The 19,153-nt window shown below is 52.3% G+C and carries 23 protein-coding genes; 13 read left to right on the top strand and 10 right to left on the bottom strand.

The window, feature by feature from the left end:
- Positions 1-286 (top strand): zinc ribbon domain-containing protein (locus Q394_RS19470; RefSeq protein ID WP_038140844.1); only part of this gene is annotated, 286 nt, incomplete at its 5' end.
- Positions 287-386: 100 nt separating this feature from the next.
- Here the strand turns inward: Q394_RS19470 and Q394_RS0107360 are convergent.
- Together Q394_RS0107360 and Q394_RS0107365 are read right to left on the bottom strand one after the other, a co-directional pair.
- Positions 387-1,628, bottom strand: a complete 1,242-nt coding sequence (locus tag Q394_RS0107360) for a rhodanese-like domain-containing protein (protein WP_038140845.1) — start codon at positions 1,626-1,628, stop codon at positions 387-389.
- The gene (locus Q394_RS0107365; RefSeq protein WP_028488712.1) at positions 1,618-2,187 is read right to left on the bottom strand and encodes a cysteine dioxygenase family protein; all 570 of its coding nucleotides are present in this window, start codon (positions 2,185-2,187) and stop codon (positions 1,618-1,620) included. Before Q394_RS0107365 ends, Q394_RS0107360 begins: the two co-directional genes overlap by 11 nt.
- A gap of 60 nt (positions 2,188-2,247) precedes the next feature.
- Between Q394_RS0107365 and Q394_RS0107370 the strand changes: the two genes are divergently transcribed.
- Positions 2,248-3,447: a methionine gamma-lyase gene (locus Q394_RS0107370; RefSeq protein WP_028488713.1), complete on the top strand. Its 1,200-nt coding sequence runs from the start codon at positions 2,248-2,250 to the stop codon at positions 3,445-3,447.
- 14 nt (positions 3,448-3,461) lie between these two features.
- Positions 3,462-3,968 (top strand): hypothetical protein, encoded by a 507-nt coding sequence (locus Q394_RS0107375; RefSeq protein ID WP_028488714.1) that lies wholly within the window; start codon positions 3,462-3,464, stop codon positions 3,966-3,968.
- A 105-nt stretch (positions 3,969-4,073) separates the two neighbouring features.
- Here the strand turns inward: Q394_RS0107375 and Q394_RS0107380 are convergent, their stop codons facing one another.
- A complete protein-coding gene (locus Q394_RS0107380; RefSeq protein ID WP_028488715.1) occupies positions 4,074-4,415 on the bottom strand; it encodes a UPF0175 family protein in 342 nt (113 codons plus the stop codon).
- Between the two features lie 67 nt (positions 4,416-4,482).
- A complete protein-coding gene (locus tag Q394_RS0107385; protein WP_051543045.1) occupies positions 4,483-5,085 on the bottom strand; it encodes a glutathione S-transferase family protein in 603 nt (200 codons plus the stop codon).
- An 82-nt stretch (positions 5,086-5,167) separates the two neighbouring features.
- Between Q394_RS0107385 and Q394_RS0107390 the strand changes: the two genes are divergently transcribed.
- Positions 5,168-5,536 (top strand): hypothetical protein, encoded by a 369-nt coding sequence (locus tag Q394_RS0107390; protein ID WP_028488717.1) that lies wholly within the window; start codon positions 5,168-5,170, stop codon positions 5,534-5,536.
- 91 nt (positions 5,537-5,627) lie between these two features.
- The gene (locus Q394_RS0107395; RefSeq protein WP_028488718.1) at positions 5,628-6,830 is read left to right on the top strand and encodes a pyridoxal-phosphate-dependent aminotransferase family protein; all 1,203 of its coding nucleotides are present in this window, start codon (positions 5,628-5,630) and stop codon (positions 6,828-6,830) included.
- A gap of 5 nt (positions 6,831-6,835) precedes the next feature.
- Here Q394_RS0107395 and Q394_RS0107400 read toward each other — a convergent pair whose 3' ends face one another.
- Positions 6,836-7,291: an NfeD family protein gene (locus tag Q394_RS0107400; RefSeq protein ID WP_051543047.1), complete on the bottom strand. Its 456-nt coding sequence runs from the start codon at positions 7,289-7,291 to the stop codon at positions 6,836-6,838.
- Positions 7,291-8,166 carry an SPFH domain-containing protein gene (locus tag Q394_RS0107405; protein WP_028488720.1) on the bottom strand — a complete coding sequence of 292 codons (876 nt, stop codon included), beginning with the start codon at positions 8,164-8,166 and terminating at the stop codon, positions 7,291-7,293. The genes Q394_RS0107400 and Q394_RS0107405 overlap by 1 nt, the downstream gene beginning before the upstream one ends.
- A gap of 251 nt (positions 8,167-8,417) precedes the next feature.
- On the opposite strand from Q394_RS0107405, the gene Q394_RS0107410 reads away from it, so the two are divergent.
- The 7 genes from Q394_RS0107410 to Q394_RS21395 all read left to right on the top strand — a co-directional run bounded on the left by Q394_RS0107410 (position 8,418) and on the right by Q394_RS21395 (position 15,127).
- Entirely contained in the window at positions 8,418-8,660 is a 243-nt protein-coding gene (locus tag Q394_RS0107410) for a hypothetical protein (protein WP_028488721.1), read from the top strand.
- Positions 8,653-9,882: a 4-vinyl reductase gene (locus Q394_RS0107415; RefSeq protein WP_028488722.1), complete on the top strand. Its 1,230-nt coding sequence runs from the start codon at positions 8,653-8,655 to the stop codon at positions 9,880-9,882. Before Q394_RS0107410 ends, Q394_RS0107415 begins: the two co-directional genes overlap by 8 nt.
- Positions 9,883-9,890: 8 nt before the next feature.
- The gene (locus Q394_RS21390) at positions 9,891-12,509 is read left to right on the top strand and encodes an ATP-binding protein (RefSeq protein ID WP_051543050.1); all 2,619 of its coding nucleotides are present in this window, start codon (positions 9,891-9,893) and stop codon (positions 12,507-12,509) included.
- 24 nt (positions 12,510-12,533) lie between these two features.
- Positions 12,534-12,890, top strand: coding sequence for a response regulator (locus Q394_RS0107425; RefSeq protein WP_028488723.1), 357 nt, complete (start codon positions 12,534-12,536; stop codon positions 12,888-12,890).
- Between the two features lie 67 nt (positions 12,891-12,957).
- Complete coding sequence (locus Q394_RS0107430) at positions 12,958-14,028, top strand: hypothetical protein (protein WP_028488724.1); 1,071 nt, start codon at positions 12,958-12,960, stop codon at positions 14,026-14,028.
- Positions 14,029-14,053: 25 nt separating this feature from the next.
- Positions 14,054-14,287: a hypothetical protein gene (locus Q394_RS0107435; RefSeq protein WP_028488725.1), complete on the top strand. Its 234-nt coding sequence runs from the start codon at positions 14,054-14,056 to the stop codon at positions 14,285-14,287.
- A gap of 69 nt (positions 14,288-14,356) precedes the next feature.
- On the top strand, positions 14,357-15,127 hold the full coding sequence (locus tag Q394_RS21395; protein ID WP_051543053.1) for a transglycosylase SLT domain-containing protein: 771 nt from the start codon (positions 14,357-14,359) through the stop codon (positions 15,125-15,127).
- 4 nt (positions 15,128-15,131) lie between these two features.
- Here Q394_RS21395 and ppk2 read toward each other — a convergent pair whose 3' ends face one another.
- On the bottom strand, positions 15,132-15,947 hold the full coding sequence (gene ppk2 / locus Q394_RS0107445; protein WP_245606749.1) for a polyphosphate kinase 2: 816 nt from the start codon (positions 15,945-15,947) through the stop codon (positions 15,132-15,134).
- Between the two features lie 458 nt (positions 15,948-16,405).
- Between ppk2 and asd the strand changes: the two genes are divergently transcribed.
- Positions 16,406-17,524 carry an aspartate-semialdehyde dehydrogenase gene (gene asd, locus Q394_RS0107450; RefSeq protein ID WP_028488727.1) on the top strand — a complete coding sequence of 373 codons (1,119 nt, stop codon included), beginning with the start codon at positions 16,406-16,408 and terminating at the stop codon, positions 17,522-17,524.
- On the opposite strand, the gene Q394_RS19485 is transcribed toward asd, so the two are convergent.
- From Q394_RS19485 to Q394_RS0107465, 3 genes are all read right to left on the bottom strand, one after another.
- Entirely contained in the window at positions 17,525-18,187 is a 663-nt protein-coding gene (locus Q394_RS19485) for a PspA/IM30 family protein (RefSeq protein WP_051543057.1), read from the bottom strand.
- A gap of 11 nt (positions 18,188-18,198) precedes the next feature.
- A complete protein-coding gene (locus Q394_RS0107460; RefSeq protein WP_028488728.1) occupies positions 18,199-18,471 on the bottom strand; it encodes a YiaA/YiaB family inner membrane protein in 273 nt (90 codons plus the stop codon).
- A gap of 135 nt (positions 18,472-18,606) precedes the next feature.
- Positions 18,607-19,152: an RNA 2'-phosphotransferase gene (locus Q394_RS0107465; protein ID WP_028488729.1), complete on the bottom strand. Its 546-nt coding sequence runs from the start codon at positions 19,150-19,152 to the stop codon at positions 18,607-18,609.
- Position 19,153 lies beyond the last annotated feature (1 nt).

Below are 19,153 nucleotides of genomic sequence, written 5' to 3' on the forward strand. Positions count from 1 at the left end.
TGTGGTCGTCGTGGCTGATCGGTTTTTTGCCTCCAGCAAAACCTGTTCTGCTTCTGGCTGTGGGCATAAAGTGGACAATCTGCCGCTGTCGATACGTCAATGGACTTGCCCTGTTTGCGGTGCAGTCCATGACCGTGACGTAAACGCCGCCAAGAATTTGCAAGAATACGCCGTGAGTTACACGGTGTCTGCCTGTGGAGGGGAAGGCGCTGGCTCTCGGTGTAAGCCGAAAGCGAAACCAGCCCCCGTGAAGCAGGGATTCAACACCATGACTACTTTTAGCTAGCTATAGGTATATTTGGGTAGGTTTGAAATAACGGTAAAATGTCTCTTCATACCTTGCAATTTAAAATGTTAACTTTTATTTTGCAAGGTATGAAAAGGATTTAATCTGCTTTCAGCGGTTGAAAATGGTGCGTCCCATCCCGCCGCAACTGCTCAATCAGCCCAAATTCCCAATCCAGATAAGCTTGCATCGCCAGCGGTGGCGCATCTGTCCCCTCATACGGGCGCTTATAACGCCGCATAGGCGGGGAGTCTTTCGGTTTTTCATAACCTGTTTCTGAAAAATCGCGGGCGGTCAGGCCGTCAATCACGTACACATCCCACGCCATTTGTGCCAGCCACGAGGCGGACATATTGGCGCGAGTGCCATCATCATCAACCAGCAACAAGCGTGCGCCGCGCACCGGGGCGTACATTTCGGTTTCCTGCACCAACTGACCGCCGGGGATCGGGTAACAGCCCGGCAAGTGGCCGGTGGCGTATTCAGCGACATTGCGCACGTCGAAACAATAGGTGGTGCGGCTGTCCTGTTGCATCCACGTTGCCCAATCCTGCTTGCTGGCACGTTTAACCCCGGCACGATCAGCGACTGCCCGCGCCCGTTGCCGGGCAATGCCTGCCGACGGGGCGGAGGTTGCTGAGAAACGCCGCGTTTGCCCAAAGTCCAATTGCTGCTGCGCCAACAACCAGCCGATCGTGCCATTGCGCAAGGCTGCAATCGGATTCGGGAAACCCGCATTAATCAACGATTGCGTACCGATCAAGCTACGGGTACGGCCTGCACAATTGACAATGATTTGCGTGGTAGGCTTGCGCACCAAATCCGCGACACGCAACACCACTTCCGCGCCGGGAACGCTGATGCCGGTGGGGATGCTCATGGTCTGGTATTCGTCGAAACGCCGCACATCCACGATCACCATATCGGCTTTGGCGTCGAGCATCGCCTTGACTTCCTGCGCGGAAAACGACGGGGTGTGGCAGGCCGCTTCCATCAATTCGCCAAAGGCTTTGCTGGGCACGTTCACGTCGATGAAAACTTCGCCGCCCGCCGCTTTCCAGCCGTCAAGGCCACCGGCAAACACCGCCACATCGCTATAACCCAGCGCCAGCAGACGTTCAGCCGCTTGTTCCGCCAGCCCTTCGCCATTATCGAAGGTCACAATCGGCACATCGCGGCGCGGCAATTTGGTAGCAGCATCCAGTTCCAGACGCACCAGCGGGAAATTGGCGGCAAACAGTGGATGCCCTTCGGCATGAGGCGCTTCTTCGCGCACATCGAGAAAAGCGATTTCCTCACGGTTCAGCAGTTTTGCACGCACCTCGGCATAATCACGCAACATTGGAATACCCCGAAATAAAGTCCTTGGCAGCACCGCCTTCGGGTGGGAAAACGTGGCGCTTGACCTTGCCGATATTCGCGCCATAAATGTGAATGCTGATGGATACTTGATCAGACAACGCATTCCTGACCTTGTGCACATCACCCAAAGTCGGGGAAACAAATTCAACCGCACCGGGGGCAAGCGTGAGTTCTGCACCAGTCGGAGTCGGCGTGCCGTCAGCGGCAATGGCGTAGTTTTGGCACATTTCCGCACCACGTAACATGCCGATCACGCCCCAAACCGTGTGGTTGTGGATCGGCGTTTGCTGCCCCGCCCCCCACACGAAACTGACGACTGAAAAGCGGTCTTCCGGGTCGGCGTACAGCAGGTATTGCTGGTAATACTGCGGGTGCGGCTGCGCATATGCCGGGTCAAGCCAGTTATCTTGCGCAACCAGCGTGCGCATGGACTCGCCAATCTTGGGCAAATAGCTGCTTTCCTCTTCAGGGTTTGCCAGCAGCGCGGTTACTTCGTCCACGAATTGCTTCAATGGCGCAGGTAGGTAATTGTTCTGCATCTTGTGATTCTCCTTTGGTACTATCGCCAACTATATAGGAAATACGCTAGTGAGGAACCGATGAGCAAGCCAACACACGAGAAAATGGGATTTTCTACCCGCGCCATCCATCATGCTTACGATCCGTATGCAGGCACAGGCGACCTGAACCCGCCGGTACACATGAGCTCCACCTACACCTTCCCCACCGTGGAAGACGGCAGCAAGCGTTTCGCGGGTGAGCAGGAAGGCTTCGTCTATTCCCGCGTCGGCAACCCGACCACCGTATTGCTGGAGCAGCGCATTGCCAGCCTTGAAGGTGGTGAAGCAGCGTTAGTAACAGCTTCCGGCATGGGTGCAACGGCTTCACTGCTGTGGACGCTGCTGAAACCCGGTGACGAAATCCTTGCCGACAAGACGCTCTACGGCTGCACCTATGCCTTTTTCCATCACGGCCTGAGCAAATTCGGCGTAACGATTCGCCACGTTGACATGACTGACCCTGCCAACCTTGCCGCCGCCATCAGTGCCAAAACCCGCATGGTCTTTTTTGAATCCCCCGCTAACCCCAATATGCGGCTGGTCGACATTGCTGCCGTGTCTGAAATCGCCCATCAATACGAAAACTGTAAAGTGGTAGTCGACAACACCTACTGCACACCCTACTTGCAACGTCCGCTGGAAATGGGTGCGGATTACGTGGTGCATTCCGCCACCAAATACCTCGGCGGACACGGCGACCTGATTGCCGGGGCGATTGTCGGGGATGCAGAAACGCTGACGGAAGTACGCTTCTATGGCATCAAGGACATGACTGGCGCGGTAATGTCGTCGCAGGATGCTTTTCTGGTGTTACGCGGCCTGAAAACGCTGGCGCTGCGCATGGATCGCCACTGCCAGAATGCGCAAGCGATTGCCGAAATGCTAGCGCATCACCCCAAGGTCGAGGTCTGCCATTACCCCGGTTTGGCGAGCTTCCCCCAATACGCGCTAGCAAAACGCCAGATGGCGCAGCCGGGCGGCATGATCGCGTTTGAACTCAAGGGCGGATTCGAGGCGGGTTGCCGTTTCATGAATGCGCTGAACCTGATCACCCGCGCCGTTAGCCTTGGTGATGCGGAAAGTCTGGCACAACACCCCGCCAGCATGACGCATTCCACCTATACCCCGGAAGAACGCGCCGAACACATGATCAGCGAAGGCTTGGTTCGGGTATCGGCAGGGTTGGAAGATACGGCTGATTTGCTGCGGGATGTGGAGCAGGCGTTATTGGTTGCCTGAACAAGGGGAAAATCATGTATCGCAACTTATTGATCTGTTTACTGATGGCAACTGCCCTTACAGGGTGTGCCAAGCTGGAAAAGGTTAATCACTTCTTACCAGCAGCCTTGGCGTGGTTCAATCAGACAGAACAGGAATTGTTGGCTGTCGGGCGTCCGCTGACTGCGGAGGAGCTGGAAATTGCCCATAAAGTCGGCGTCAGTCAACCAGAAAAAGTGCGGCTGGTTGTGCATCCAGACTTTCCGATCCCATCTGACCCGGAACTTCGTCGGGAAGCGGAGCGTTTGCGCTTAGGAAGTGATTGGGAAGGAGGCAGAACCATGGGGTATGCCATTTTGCTCAAACCCGAGTTTGCAACCAACCGAACCATGCTCACCCATGAACTTGTGCACGTCACGCAAATTGACCGTATGGGGAATGAGGACTTCCTCAAACGTTACCTGATTGAAATGGAATTGCTTGGCTATGAGAACTCACTGATGGAAAGGGAAGCCCGGCAAGTGGCTGGGGAGGCTTTCTAGTCATATGAAAACGCGATTTTTCGAGGATGTCATCCCTTTGTCCGACTTGAAGGCAAACCCCGGCAAGGTAGCCAAACAAGCCAATGAAACCCAAAGTCTTCACGACTACGATGTGAGCCATTGATCCAGCGTATCCATATCCTGTTGAACTTCCACCACCGTCTGGCTAATAACAGGGATACCCAAACGTGACACGTGCGCGATGAAATCAGCCAAAACCATTTGTGCCGACCGTGCGGAACGTGCCAATGACAACGCCCCCTCGTTGAACAGGGCGGTTGCCAGTGCAGCCCGCACGCCGGGTATATCCAGCGTATCTATCTGGTTCACGCCAACCATTAACACATCTGGCTTGTCGCAGCTCATCACCAACACCATATCTTCGCGGGCAAAGCGCAGCACCTCGCCGGGGTTGTTTTTCAGGCTGCTGACATTAACCGTTCTCATAGAGACACCTCCCAAAAATATTGGACAGGAACATTGCAGGGAAAGACTGCTACTACCACCCTTCTGACTAGCCGGGTTGGGTTGCCAACATCGCCGGGCGCTGCCGGAAGACCGCATACCACGTGATAATGTGCGGGCAACGCGCTTCTTGCAATAGCTGTGGCAAACGGAATTCGAGATAACCAAGTGCTGCGCCTAGTGCGATATGCGCCAGCGTCAGCGCATCGCCCAACGTTTCCAGCCGGGTTTCGATGTATTGCAGGGTACGGATAATTTCGGCTGACCAACGCTGCATGGTTGGCGGGGAACGTTCCTGTTCTGGGCGACTGCGCTGCTCCATCACCAAATTATAAGCGGCGTCAGTCAGTCCATCCGCGAGGGCTTCCCAGCGTAATACTTCCCACTGCTGCCAGCCGGAGGCGGGAATCAACGGCACATCATCCAAACGATCAAGGTAACGGCAAATCACTGGACTATCAAACAACGCCTCACCATTTTCTAGCAATAGCGCTGGCACTTTGCCGAGTGGGTTGGATGCGAGCAATTCCACGGTAGGCTTGCTGACATCTACCGTGACAGTCGTGATGCGGGCATCCAGCCCTTTTTCGAGCGCCAATAGGCGGACTTTGCGAGCGTAAGGCGAAGTTGGAGAGTAAAACAATGTCATCATGAGTGTTTTGCCTTGTTTTGAGCGATTCAAGCTAAAATGATAGTATCAAATACCCACGGTGCATACTGCACAAGGAACTCACATGAAACACCCCTACTTGATCGCCTGCGTTGCGGCTGCCCTGCTGGCAGGCTGCGCCAGCACTCCACCTGCCGAACAACTGAACCGTGAAATGGTCGGTGTCAGCGGCAAATCAGCACTGTTTACCTCAGGCTACCGCGACGGCTGCCAAAGCGGTTTATCCGCAGGTGGCAACAAGTCATTTGCTTACGCCAAGGACTTAAGCAAGGTCAATAACGCTGACTACAAACTGGGTTGGGAAGACGGTTTCCGCGTGTGCCAGTCACGGCAGGTACAACGCAATAATGACCGCAACAGCTACGAGGGTTTTGGTGGCCACCCTTCCCCGTGGTTCCCGCGTACTGGAGTGAGCATTGGCGTACAATTGTAAGAAACACGGGCGGGGCTTCCATTACAATACGGTTACAGCTAATGTTAGCGCGGGTTAAATCACAACACATATTTTGAAGGACAGCATTGCCATGAATGAATTACTCCCCCCGCCCAGTATTGTGCCACTTGAGCACATTTTACCGGATGAACCACTCCTGATGATGGGCGCGGGGCCTGTACCCATCCCGCAAAAAGTCGCGGCGGCGAACTCGATCGTCATCAATCACCTCGGCGAAACCATGAACCGGGTGATTGAACAGGTCAAAGACATGGGGCGCTACGTGTTCCAGACTGATTCCAGCCACGTCATGGGGGTCAGTGGACCAGGATCAGCGGCAATGGAAATGGCAGTCGCCAATCTGGTATTACCGGGTGAGCGCGTGCTGTGCATTACCAACGGCTATTTCAGCCTGCGCATGGCCGAAATCGTGCGACGGGTACGGGCAGAACCGACGATTCTGGAAATGCCCCATAACGAAAGCGCCGATCTCGCCTTGGTGGAACGCGCCCTTAAACAAGGCCAATTCCACGCAGTCACGCTGGTGCAGGGTGAAACCTCCAACACCGTCTGCAACAAAAACCTCGACCAGATCGCCAAACTTGCCAAACGCTATGGCTGTCTGGTCATCGTGGATGCGGTTTGCACCTTGAGCACCATGCCACTGGCGATGGATAACTGGCAAGTCGACGCCATTATTACCGGCGGGCAGAAAGGCTTATCCTCAATCCCCGGCGTATCACTGCTGGCATTTTCTGAATCAGCATGGTCAAAGAAAATTGCCCGCCGCGAAGAGCTGCCGTTCCATTGGTGTCTGGATGCGCAACTCGCCGACAAGTTCTGGAACCAGAAATCCTATCACTACACCGCGCCCGTTTCCGGCATCCTCGCCCTGCACGAAGCCTTGCGCTTGGTGTGTGAAGAAACCTTGCCACAACGTTTCGAGCGCCATTTACGCTGCTCGGAAGCCCTGCAAGCCGGGATAGAAACCATGGGTTTGAAAATGCTGGTCGAAAAACAGCACCGTTTGAATTCCGTGGTGGGCATTATCGTGCCAGATCACGTTTCCGCAGACGTGGTACGCGCCCACATGTCGAAAGTCCACAAAGTGGAAATTTCTGGCGCGTTTGGGTTGAATATCCTGCGTATCGGGCAGATGGGCGAACAAAGCCGCGCTTACAACCTGTTCCGCACCTTGCACGCCCTCGGGTCGAGTATGCGTGCAGCAGGCGCATCGCTGGATTTACCAGCCGGTATGGCTGAAATGGAACGGGTCTTGTCGGGCGAAGGTTAAGCGCTTCACCCGCCTGACTTTTCGACGATAAACATCACACCATCCACGCCGGTCACACGCACCCGTGTACCGGCGGGCATGTCCGCTCCCTGTACTCGCCATGCGGTGTCACCGACCCGCATGGTGCCACGCCCGCCGATAATGGCGGTGGTTAGCACGTATGCCTTACCGATATGGCTATGCAGGCGGTTGTTAAGGTCAGGGGAATCCGAGGTAATGTTGGCTTCGCTGAAGCGCGATTTGCGCCAGCCGAGCACACTGATCAATGACACCAGCCCAAATATCAGAATTTGCACCCCCAGCGACAGCGACGGTATCAGCCACAGCGCAACCCCGGCGACTATTGCACCAAAGCCGAACCACATCAGCACCATCGCAGGCGCAAACACTTCCAGCGCCATCAACAGCATACCGAAAATCAGCCAGTGCCAGAATTCAATTAGTAACGTTTCCAGTTCCATCAGCTTTTATCCCTCATCGCTTTCCACAATTCGTTGATGCTGCCGATGGAACCCATCAGACCGCTGGTATCAAGTGGCATGAAAATGGTTTTTTGCTGGTCGGAATCGGCAAACTTGCCCAGTGCTTCGACGTATTTTTGTGCCACAAAGTAGTTGAGGGCTTGCACATCCCCTTCCGCGACCGCTTTGGACACCATCTGGGTGGCTTTCGCTTCAGCGAGGGCTTCACGTTCACGGGCTTCGGCACGCAGGAATGCGGCAGATTTTGCGCCTTCGGCTTCGAGGATTTGTGCCTGCTTTTTACCTTCGGCTTCAGTGATCTGGGCGCGTTTCTGGCGTTCGGCGGTCATTTGCAGGTTCATGGCGCGGATCAGGTCGGCGGGCGGTTCGATGTCCTTGATTTCGACCCGCAGTACTTTAACGCCCCACGCATTGGTGGCTTCGTCGACAATGGTGAGTACCCGTGCGCCGATTTCATCACGTTTGCTTAGCAGGTGGTCGAGTTCCAGCCCACCACACACCGAACGCAGGTTGGTCATGGTCAGATTGAGGATGGCGTGTTCCAGCTTGGCGACTTCATACGAGGCTTTGGCCGGGTCGAACACTTGATAGAACACGACGCCGTCGATGTTGACGTTGGCATTGTCAGCGGTAATAACTTGCTGCGGCAGAATGTCGAGTACCTGTTCCATCATGTTGACCTTGCGCCCGACACGGTAAATCACCGGAATAATCAAGCCCAAACCGGGTTGCAGAGTGGTCACGTAACGCCCGAAGCGTTCGACGGTGTAGTTGTAGCCTTGCGGTACCATTTTCACGCCCATGAAAATGAGCGCGGCAATGAAAACCAGAACGGCGATGGCAAATGGGGTCATAAGATACTCCTTACTGGTGACTCTAGGGTATTGTTTCTATTGACCTACAGTGTATGCCTCTCAAACGCAAACCAACACTATTTCCAGATGAAGATAGGGTTACTGCCGGGGGAAGTTAATAAAAATCAAGACATGAATCGGCATGTCGCCCTACAGCTCATCGGTTAGACTTTGCTCAATTCTGACAACCAACGGTATAATCGGTAGGGATTTTCCGATAAGCTCTGCTGACTCTATATAAATAAAAAATTATGAAAGATATACAACCGATTTTTGAATGGGCCTTACAAAACGGTGATGTTAAGGTGGTAGACCGCATCTGTATCAAGTTATTGCCGGTAATGCTCAAAAATAATATCCAGTTAACCGAAGCCTTGATCAAGGACTGTGACTCGATAGACGTTCCCGATGCCCTCTATGAAGAGGTACTGAAAATGGCCGTCAGTCTGGTAGGCCAGCCCTACGATACAAACAAGGAGGCCAAGCATGTTTGATATTAACGCCTACCCCTTCGACACAGAGCACAATTACATGGAAATAGGCGGTGAAGCCATGATTTTCCATTGTCACCACTATCTCACTATTCTGACTCGCACTATCCTTGATGCAGACTATATCGACAGCCGCCCGATGATGATTGGTAGTTCCGCTGACGCCAACTACAACCAGCTAAAAAACCTCTGCGCGAATCACAGCATCGCTGAATCCAAACTCATCGCCCAAGAGGTCTACAAAACGTTTGGCTATGGTTTGCTCGATCTTTCCAGCATGGACGAGAACGGCATCACCTTATCCACCACCAAATCTTTTTTCTCCAAAACGTGGAAAATGAAGTTTGGGCTGAGAGATCAACCGATCGACTATTACACCAGTGGTTTTCTGGCAGCCGCCTATGCCGTGATCTACGGACGTGAGCTTGCTGAAGTACAGGTGGAACAGACCGAATGTATCGCCTGTGGAGCCTCAGCCAATATCCACGTCGTGAAACCGGGCACGAGCAACTTCGCCATTTACCCGCCAAAACAACCGGTCGCATTCAAGAATGTGCCCAAATTGCCGTTGAACTGGGAACACGAAGCGGCTCTGACCAATACATTCCTTGGCGCTCATGCCACCTTAATCGGTAATGAGGAAGGCTATATCCCGGCCTTTGGCGTTTATGTGGTGCGTAACCAAAGCGATTACGTCAATCGCCTCCAGTTCGAGTTTGGGCGTGCCATGATCGAAGTGGCGGGTGACTATGGTATTACCCTTGCAGGTGAACTGTTGATGGAGGCAGGCCATGCCTGCGGCTTCTTCACCTATGGTGGCATCATGACGTCCAACGAATGGAATACCTATGTTAAGCCCTATCTCAAAACCCGTGAAGATTGGGTCAAAGGGCTTGCGGCCATGATCAACACCATGGGCTGGGGCTATCATACCGCTGCCGAATTAAGCGAAGAACGCGCTGTATTCCGTAACTACAACGATTTCGAGGATCTCAGCTACCTGCGCATGTATGGCAAGAGCGACTACCCCATTCACTGGGCAAACAGTGGTGGATTTACCGGCCTGATGCAACTGATTTATAAAACAAATTTAGTCACAGACGGCAGTTTAGGAACCGAGGAAGGTTTTCGTCAGATGCGCCGCTCCAAGCTGGGTTATAAGACCCACATGAGCAAAAGCATCGCTTGCGGAGACGACTACCTCGAAGTCATCATTAGCCAGTAACCAGTCAAATGTCTGAACCTATCTCACAAAGTGAGTTCACCAAACTCAAACAGGATCTTGCCAGATTAGAGGGTGAGGCACGTGCGAAAACGCGTATCTATAAACGCTTGCACGCATTGGGCAAGAGCCTGAATGAAACCTTAGAAGTCGAGCAGGTTCACACTATTGCTGCCCGCTTTGCGACCGAGGAACTAGGCTTTGAGAAGTGCTTGATCTTTCAGCATGATGATAGTAATGGCTGGTTCAGAATCGTACAGGCAGTTGGTTATCAAAACCCCACTGAACAACGGGTTCTGAAAATCATCAACCTGTTGCTGTCCGGTGAGGTGGTGGAGTATCTGCGGGTGAGCGGCAAGGCCATCATTCACACACAGGAAGAGCCAAACCACATGGTTGAGAAACTGACCAATTCCTTGTTTCTGAGCGAATGTACGCTGGAGTTGTTCGGTGGGGATGTGGAAATGCCCTTCGGCTTGATCATCGCTGGCAACGGTTTTCATGAACCGGAACGTTTTTCGCGCATTGGCACCGATTCCATGCGGATGCTGGCACTGGGCAATTTCATCGTCCAACTGTCCAACAGCACCAACAATATTATCTTTTATAAGGCTTGGCACGCAGAAAAGCAGTATTTGGAAGAAAACATTCTACGGCGCACCGAGGAAATCACCGCACAGAAACAAACGTTTGAGGCGATCTACAAAACATCCAAGGATGGCATTGCCATCATCGATGTCGAAACCAGCGCTTTTCTGGATGCCAATCAAGCCTACCTCGACATGACCCGCTTCAGCTACGACGAATTGCTGTATACCAGTAATATCAAGCTCTGCGTCGAGGCCGACCGGGCGAGAACACGGCTGGCCATCCAAGAGGTGGTAGAGCAAGGCTACATCAAGAATTTTATCCAGACTTCCCTAACCCGCGATGGCACACCCATCATCACCACGATGTCTATTGCTCTCATGAGCGACACTTCCAAAATGCTGGCCAGTGTGAAAGACATCACGGTGCAAAAGGAGTTGGAGAGGAGTCTCACCGCCGAGAAACAACGGGCTGAAAGTGCAGCACAGGCCAAGTCAATGTTTCTGGCCAATATGAGCCATGAAATTCGCACGCCCATGAATGCCATCATCGGCATGACCCACCTAGCATTGAAAACCGACCTCGACAACAAACAACGCAACTATGTCTACAAAGCCAATCACGCCGCAGCAAGTTTGCTCGGCATCCTCAATGACATTCTGGATTTCTCCAAGATCGAGGCGGGCAAAATGGCACTGGAGTGTACCCCCTTTCGCCTTGAAGACGTTCTCGAACATCTGGAAAACTTATTGTCCTTCAAAGCCGAAGAGAAAGGCATCCACTTCAGCATCCACACCGACGCGGCGGTTCCTACCGCACTGATCGGCGATCCGCTGCGCCTTGGCCAAATTCTCATTAACCTCGGTAACAACGCCATCAAGTTCACCAACATGGGTGGCAAAGTCGACATCCGGGTGCAGCTTGAAAAAACAAGCAACACGCAGGCACTGTTACATTTCCTGATACAAGACACCGGTATCGGCATGACAGAGGAACAGCAAGCCCGGCTGTTCCAGTCGTTTAGCCAAGCGGATAATTCCACCACCCGCAAATTCGGTGGTACAGGGCTAGGGCTTGCCATCTGCAAGAGTTTGAGCGAGCTGATGAGTGGTCATATTTGGACAGAAAGCCAGCCCGGCGCAGGCAGCACTTTCCATGTCACCTTAGCCATGCTGATACAGCAAGGGCAAGCATCTCCCAGACGATCCGAACAAGTCGCCGACAGTGCTCAGGTAGCCATCAACCTTGCTAGCTTAACAGGCAGAAGAGTCCTGTTAGTCGAAGATAACGCCCTCAATCAGGAAGTGGCTTCTGACATACTGACCGACTATGGGATGCAAGTAGGCATTGCCAACCACGGCCAAGAAGCGCTGGATATCCTCAAAGATCAGACCTTTGACTGTGTTTTAATGGACTGCCAAATGCCGGTCATGGATGGATGTACCACCACCCGTGAAATACGCAAGCAAGCCAGATTCCAGTCATTACCGATCATTGCCATGACCGCCAACTCCATGAACGGTGATAAAGACAAGATTCTCGCTGTTGGCATGAATGACTACATTGCCAAACCCATTGATATTGCTAACCTGATCGACACGCTGGTGAAATGGGTAAACGTCCAACAACCTGATTCAAACAGGGCATCCCAACCCGATAAAACCTTGCCGTCGACCAACACCATCGACCTGCCCGATTTGCCCGGTATCGATACGGCTAAGGGTCTCGCTCAAGTCGGTGGCAAAATGAATCGTTACCGCAAGTATTTAGGCGTCTTCCTTGAGGATAATCAGGACTTTGCATCAAAGCTGGGTCATGCACTGCAACAGCAAGACTTAGAACTGGCTCACCGCCTGACTCATACCCTTAAGAGCAATGCCGCAGGCTTGGGCATGACCGAACTGCACCAAACCGCATTACATCTGGAAAACGTTTACCAAACAGCACTGGACAACAGCGACGAATTGAAAGAGGCTCTTATCTCTCAATTACAGACTGTACTACAGGGGTTGCACAGCCTGTTTGAGCAACACGATACGTAAAAATAATCACCTGGGGATAGCCTAATGGCAAAAATATTGGTCGTAGATGACGATAAATTGACGAGAATGATGCTGAATGATGCGTTAAGTGAAGCGGGTCATCAGGTTATCGAAGCGGATGATGGTAAAAAGGTTGCAACCTTGCTTAAGCAGCATTTCCCGCACATCCTGATTACCGACATCATCATGCCAGATCAGGAAGGGATTGAAACTATTCTGCAAATGAAGCGAGAGCATCCTGCTTTACCGATCATCGCCATCTCGGGACACTATAACTACCTGAAAATGGCAGAAACATTTGGTGCCAGTGCCATCATGTTAAAACCGATAGATGAGGCACAATTGCTGAAAAACATCGATGAGCTGTTAGCATCGCTGTAACCTGAGTGACAGGTACTGCATACGCTTCCCTCTTCCGTTTCAAACGTCTCAACAATCAGCATTAATAATGAAACACCTTGTTATTGACATTACCGCTCACGGCTTCGGGCACATTGCGCAAACGGCTGCCGTTTTGAATGCGTTGGACTGCACCAATACCCGTCTCACCATTCGCTCCTGTGCAGCGGAAGAAGTGTTGCGTGAACGCATTCACCACCCGTTTACACGCATTCACCACCAGCAAGACGCGGGCATGTTGATGCATGATGCTTTGAGGGTTGATGTGACCGCCAGTATGGACTGGTATGAACACTTTCATGCCACCTATGCCTCTCGCAAAGCCCAAGCTGCTCACGAATTGGAACAACTCCAGCCTGACCTGCTATTTGCCAATGTGCCTTACCTCAGTCTGGACGCCGCCGGAGAAATTGGCATACCCAGTGTGGCACTGTGCTCGTTAAACTGGGCAGATGTCTTTCACGCCTACTGCGGTCACTTACCGGGGGCAGGGAAAATTCGTGAAGCAGTACTTCAGGCTTATGCGCAAGCGAGTGTATTCCTGCAACCGACCCCTTCGATGGATATGCATCCTAGCCTGCAAACGCAAACAATTGCCCCGATTGCAGCTATCGGCACACCCCAACGGACGTTATTGCAGGAAAAAACCGGAGCATCTGAACATACCCGTTTCGTACTGGTCGCACTGGGTGGCCTAGGTATGGATTACCCACTGGACAATTGGCCGTACCTACCCGGTATCCTGTGGATTTTCCCAGACAATGCACTAACCCAATCACGCGCCGACTTTATTCCCGCATCGTTCATCGGGTTGGATTACGTGGATTTGCTAGCATCCTCTGATGTCGTTATGACCAAAACCGGCTACGGCACACAAACCGAAGCCGTCGTCAATCAAGTGCCAGCCTTATGCATTTCACGCCCCGGTTGGCCAGAAGAACCGAATTTACCCCGTTGGCATCAACAACAGGGCGAAGTTCTCTTCAGCGACTGGCGCACCATACAAACTGGCGCATTTGCCCAACAGATACTGGCATTACTGGAAATGCCGTGGGAAAAGCCGCTAGTATTGCCCACTGGCGCAAGTGAAGCAGCAGCCTTACTTGAACGGATGAACTAATCACCTCACCCAAGGAGCAAACACCATGCAAGATGGCATTATACAAGACAGCATGAAAGGCATTGCCAACATCGCTGACAACCCTTACAAGCATTTGCAGAAAATTTCGAGTGAGTTGGATAGCTACGATACCCGTGACAAAATTGACCGCGTACTGGATGAATTAGACTTTATTCACGAATTAATTGACCCCGAAGCGCAACCCATGGTGACACAAGTCACCAACGCTTTAATGGAGCGTTACCGGGCGTTAGCCTAATTTTTCTATTGACCCTCTGGTTCTTTTTGCTTAAAACGTTCACTTTGTATACGCCAAAGTGAACTTAACATGAACAAGAGTGTCTTTTCTGCCGCTAGCATCGCGCTAACGGCAGCGCTGATTATGTCAGTAAACCTAATCCCCAATACCGCTTATGCAGCAGGCTGCCAAACATTAAGTAGTGATAACTTACAAGAAAGAGCAAGTGCTTATCAGCCCGCTATTCAAACGGCTGCCAGCCAGCATGGGGTCAGTGCCAGCCTGATAAAAGCAGTGATTACCGTAGAAAGTTGTTTTCGCAGCAAGGCGCGGGGTTCATTGGGTGAAAAAGGCTTGATGCAACTGATGCCAGCCACCGCACGGCGCTTCAATATCAGCAACGGCTACAGCCCCCAGCAAAATATTCACGGCGGGGCACGTTATCTCGGTTTACTGCTACAACGCTATGATGGCAGCGTGCAACACACTGTCGCTGCCTATAACGCAGGCGAAGGCAATGTCAAACCTAATGGACGCATTCCCAACAAAAGCTACGTCAGCAAAGTACTGGAAGCCTACGGGAAATTCTCAGGCAAAGGGGAAAAAGTGGCTAGTGCAACGCTAGAAACCACCAAAAAACAGCCGGTTACACAAAAAGCAGCTTGGAACAAACCAGCATCACACGGCCTACCGTGGGCAGACTTACCAACAACCTCAAGCAGCACGTACACCGTAAAAGCGGGCGACACAGTATACGCAGCCATGCGTAACACCGGGATAAACGCTAAACGCATTATTCGTCTCAATGGCCTGTCCGCGCCTTACGCTATCAAAGCGGGACAGGTATTGCGACTCCACTAAGGGTTTAGCTGTTACTGCCACCAAAACTGGCTCGACCCACAATCAGCGGGTCGGCCTGATTGATATTACGCAGGTCTTTACCCTTGTAATCCATTTTGTTGAGCACGTAACGCATCGCATTGAGGCGGGCGCGTTTCTTACAGTCTGACTTAACGATGATCCACGGGCACTCAGACGTATCGGTGTGGAAGAACATTGCTTCTTTCGCCTTGCCGTATTCATCCCATTTTTCGAGGGAGGCCAAGTCGATCGGGCTAAGCTTCCACTGCTTAAGCGGGTGAATTTCGCGCTCCTTGAACCGACGACGCTGCTCTTTACGGCTCACGGAGAACCAGAACTTAATCAGGTGGATGCCACTATTCACCAAATGACGTTCCATTTCAGGGGCTTGGCGCATGAACGCAAGGTATTCATCTTCCTCACAAAAGCCCATGACACGCTCAACACCTGCACGGTTATACCAAGAACGGTCCATCAGCACGATTTCACCAGCGGAAGGCAAGTGCTGAATATAACGTTGAAAATACCATTGCCCACGCTCCATATCCGTAGGTTTTTCCAAAGCGACGACGCGCGCACCCCGTGGGTTAAGGTGCTCCATGAAGCGCTTGATCGCGCCCCCCTTACCCGCCGCATCACGCCCCTCAAACAAAATCAGGACACGTTGTCCTGTTTCGCGCACCCAAGCTTGCAGCTTCAGTAATTCCACCTGTAGGTGGTATTTTTGTTTTTCATAACTCTTACGTGACAGACGGTTTTTATACGGATAAACCGCATTGCGCCAATCATCCACCAACTCATCATCTGGGCTGACCGGCATCCGCGCTTCATACTTTTTCCAGCGCAACAACGAGGCTTTCAGCGCGGCGGCATCATCAGGTGACGCTCCCTCCAGAATCGCCTCTAATGCCTTGAGTGCGGCTTCACCATCCGTCGGCGACGGGGAAGTGTGCTCCAAAATATCTTCTGCTGCACTGATTTGAGCATCTTGCGCTTCAGAACTGGCCTGCGTCACCGCAAACTCCTCAACCGCATAATCAGTAATAGGGTCAATACTGACGGGCTGTTTTTGCTCTACACTGTCTTTATCCATTATGCACTCCGCGTTTTTTTCATAAAATTTAACGCTCCCATGCTAGCAAAAACGCAACAGCTCGTTCCTGACAAATGTCAGAACACGTTATTTTCAAGCCACTCTCCAGCACGGGCAACTGTTTTGCTCCACTCATGAGGGTGCTACAATCCCGGCCTTAATAGCGGTTTTTGTCGGAGTTTGTCATGTTAAAGGTAGGTTTTGTCGGTTGGCGCGGCATGGTCGGTTCAGTACTGATGGAACGGATGCGCGCTGAAAACGACTTTCAGGGGTTTGAACCAGTATTTTTCACTACCTCACAGTCCGGTAAACCCGGCCCTGACGTCGGCATGGGCGCACAGCCGCTGGAAGATGCCATGAACCTCGACAAGCTGGCAGAAATGGACATTATCCTCTCCTGCCAAGGTGGCGATTACACCACAGCTGTATACGAAAACCTGCGCGCCAACTGGAACGGCTACTGGATTGACGCAGCTTCCACCCTGCGCATGGCCGATGATGCCATCATCGTACTCGACCCAGTAAACCGCGCTGTCATCGATGCAGGTCTGAAACGCGGCATCAAAAACTACATTGGTGGTAACTGCACCGTTTCTCTGATGCTAATGGCGTTGGGTGGCTTGTTTGAAAAAGGGCTGGTCGAATGGATCAGTTCCATGACCTATCAGGCAGCCAGCGGCGCGGGCGCGAAAAACATGCGTGAATTACTCACCCAGATGGGTGAACTCAACGGCGAAGTCGGCGACTTGCTGGCAGATCCTGCTGCCGCGATCCTCGACATTGACACCAAAGTGACCGCGAAACTCAACGACGGCACACTATCCACGGCTAACTTCGGCGCACCGTTGGCAGGTAGCTTGATCCCGTGGATCGACAAGTTGTGGGAAAACGGCCAGACCAAAGAAGAGTGGAAAGGTATTGCCGAAACCAACAAAATCCTCGGCAAAACCGCAGCAAACATCATCCCTGTTGATGGTCAGTGCGTGCGCATTGGCGCTATGCGTTGCCATTCACAAGGCTTCACCATCAAACTGAAGCAGGATTTGCCACTGGCTGACATCGAAGCCATCATCGCCAGCCACAATGAATGGGTTAAAGTCATCCCGAATGACAAAGCTTCTACCTTAAATGGCCTAACGCCTGTACAGGCTTCTGGCACGTTAACGGTTCCTGTTGGACGTATCCGCAAGATGAACCTGGGGCCAGAATACCTCACCGCGTTCACTGTTGGCGACCAACTGCTATGGGGTGCGGCCGAACCTGTACGGCGAATGCTGAAAATCGCGCTGGCTCATTTAGGCTGACTATGCGCGTAACCGCGCCAGCACCTCCACCGCCCGCTGTTGGTGTTGCTGCTTTTCGGTCGGTTCGCCACTGAGATAAGCATCAATCTCCTGCATCGCCTCCAGCTTGTCGTCGAAAGCATGGTGGCGGTGCTGGATGCGTTCCAGCGAATCCTGCATCCGCGAAAAAGTTTCGCTATGGGCATTCGGCTGGCGGGCAAGTTTTCCCAGCGCTTGTTGGGCGTGGGTGGTGGCTTGCGCCATACGCAGTTCAGCGCGGTAATGTTCCAACTTGCTGGCAACGGTTTTCAGGGTGTGCAATAAACGTTGTTCGTAAGCCAGCAGTTGTGCGTGCTGGCGTTGCTGGGTTTCCAGCCAGCTTTCCTGCTGGGCAAGCTCTTCCGCCAACGGCAGGGCTGCGGCTTCGTTGCCTTGCTGCAACTGGACGCGGATGGCGTTTTCTTTGCTCGCCATACGGGTTTTGTGGGTGTCCATCTGGCGTTGCAGGCTGAGCTTTTCGGCCATGACTTGCGCCAGATGTTGTTTGGATTGGCGTAAGTTGCTTTCGCATTCGTAAATCTCTTGGGCAAAGATGCGTTGGGCATTGGCATCAACGGCCGTTTCCAGCACTTCGCGTGTCCCACCGCGCACGGCGGTGGCGAGTTTTTCAATCAGGTACAGCATGGTGATTCCCCTTACTCAGCGTATTCTTTCAGGATTTTGTTGGTTTTGGCTTCGTTGATGCGGCTGATCAAACGTTGTGCTTCGTGGTCATCACGCAGGGTTTTCGAGAGCATAATGGTGGAACTGACAAGAAACAGGGCGTTCAACGCCAGATACCCCTTGGTCAATAAATTGCCTTCCAAAAAGAAAATGAAAGCGACCATTGCCGTTAAAGCGATGCCAAACGTTAACTTGACGAAGAATGTCCAGCTACTGGTATTGGGCAGGTTGAGTGTATCGTTCATGGTGTGTTCCTCTGGTTTGTCGTTGGGCTTGGTATGAGAGGAAGATTAAGGGAAGGTAGCACAAGCCGCAACGCTGGCCGCAGAGGTTGAATCCGGCAAGGCTTTGGGTAGCAAAATACGCTACCTGTGGGTTGATCATTTCAATAAATAGGCAATTGGCACATGATCAGTCAACCAGACGCCGTTGTCCGAGCAGTAAAAAATAAAGCCGTCGTGCTGCATTTGCCGTGCCGCTACCCTCAAAATAACGGGCGAGCCGTGGCGCGAACCCACTTTATGCGCGGTAAGTTCATCCACCGATAAATGCACATGCTGGCGGGAACGTTTTTCCAGTCCGGTTTGCAGGATGGAATCCAGAAAGCGTTTGGCAGTACCATGATACAGAATGTCGGGGGGTTCAGCAGATGCTAAGCCCAAATCCAGTGTTTTCAGCGAATGCCCCTGATTAGCACGGATCTGGGTTTTATCGGCATTGAAGCTGTAACGTTGCTTATCATTGCTGGCAACGATGTCTTCGAGTTCAGCCATGCTCATGCCGCGCCCATGCGCCGCCAATTGCTTTAGCAGTTCAGGAACAGCCACCCAGCCAGCGGCGTCCAAGGTCAAACCGATGGCCTCCGGTTCGTGGCGCAAAATAAGACTGAGAAATTTACCTTGTTTGATTTTATTTTTTGAATGCATT

Origin of the sequence: Thiothrix lacustris DSM 21227 (genome assembly GCF_000621325.1) — a bacterium.
GTDB classification, from domain to species: Bacteria; Pseudomonadota; Gammaproteobacteria; order Thiotrichales; family Thiotrichaceae; genus Thiothrix; species Thiothrix lacustris.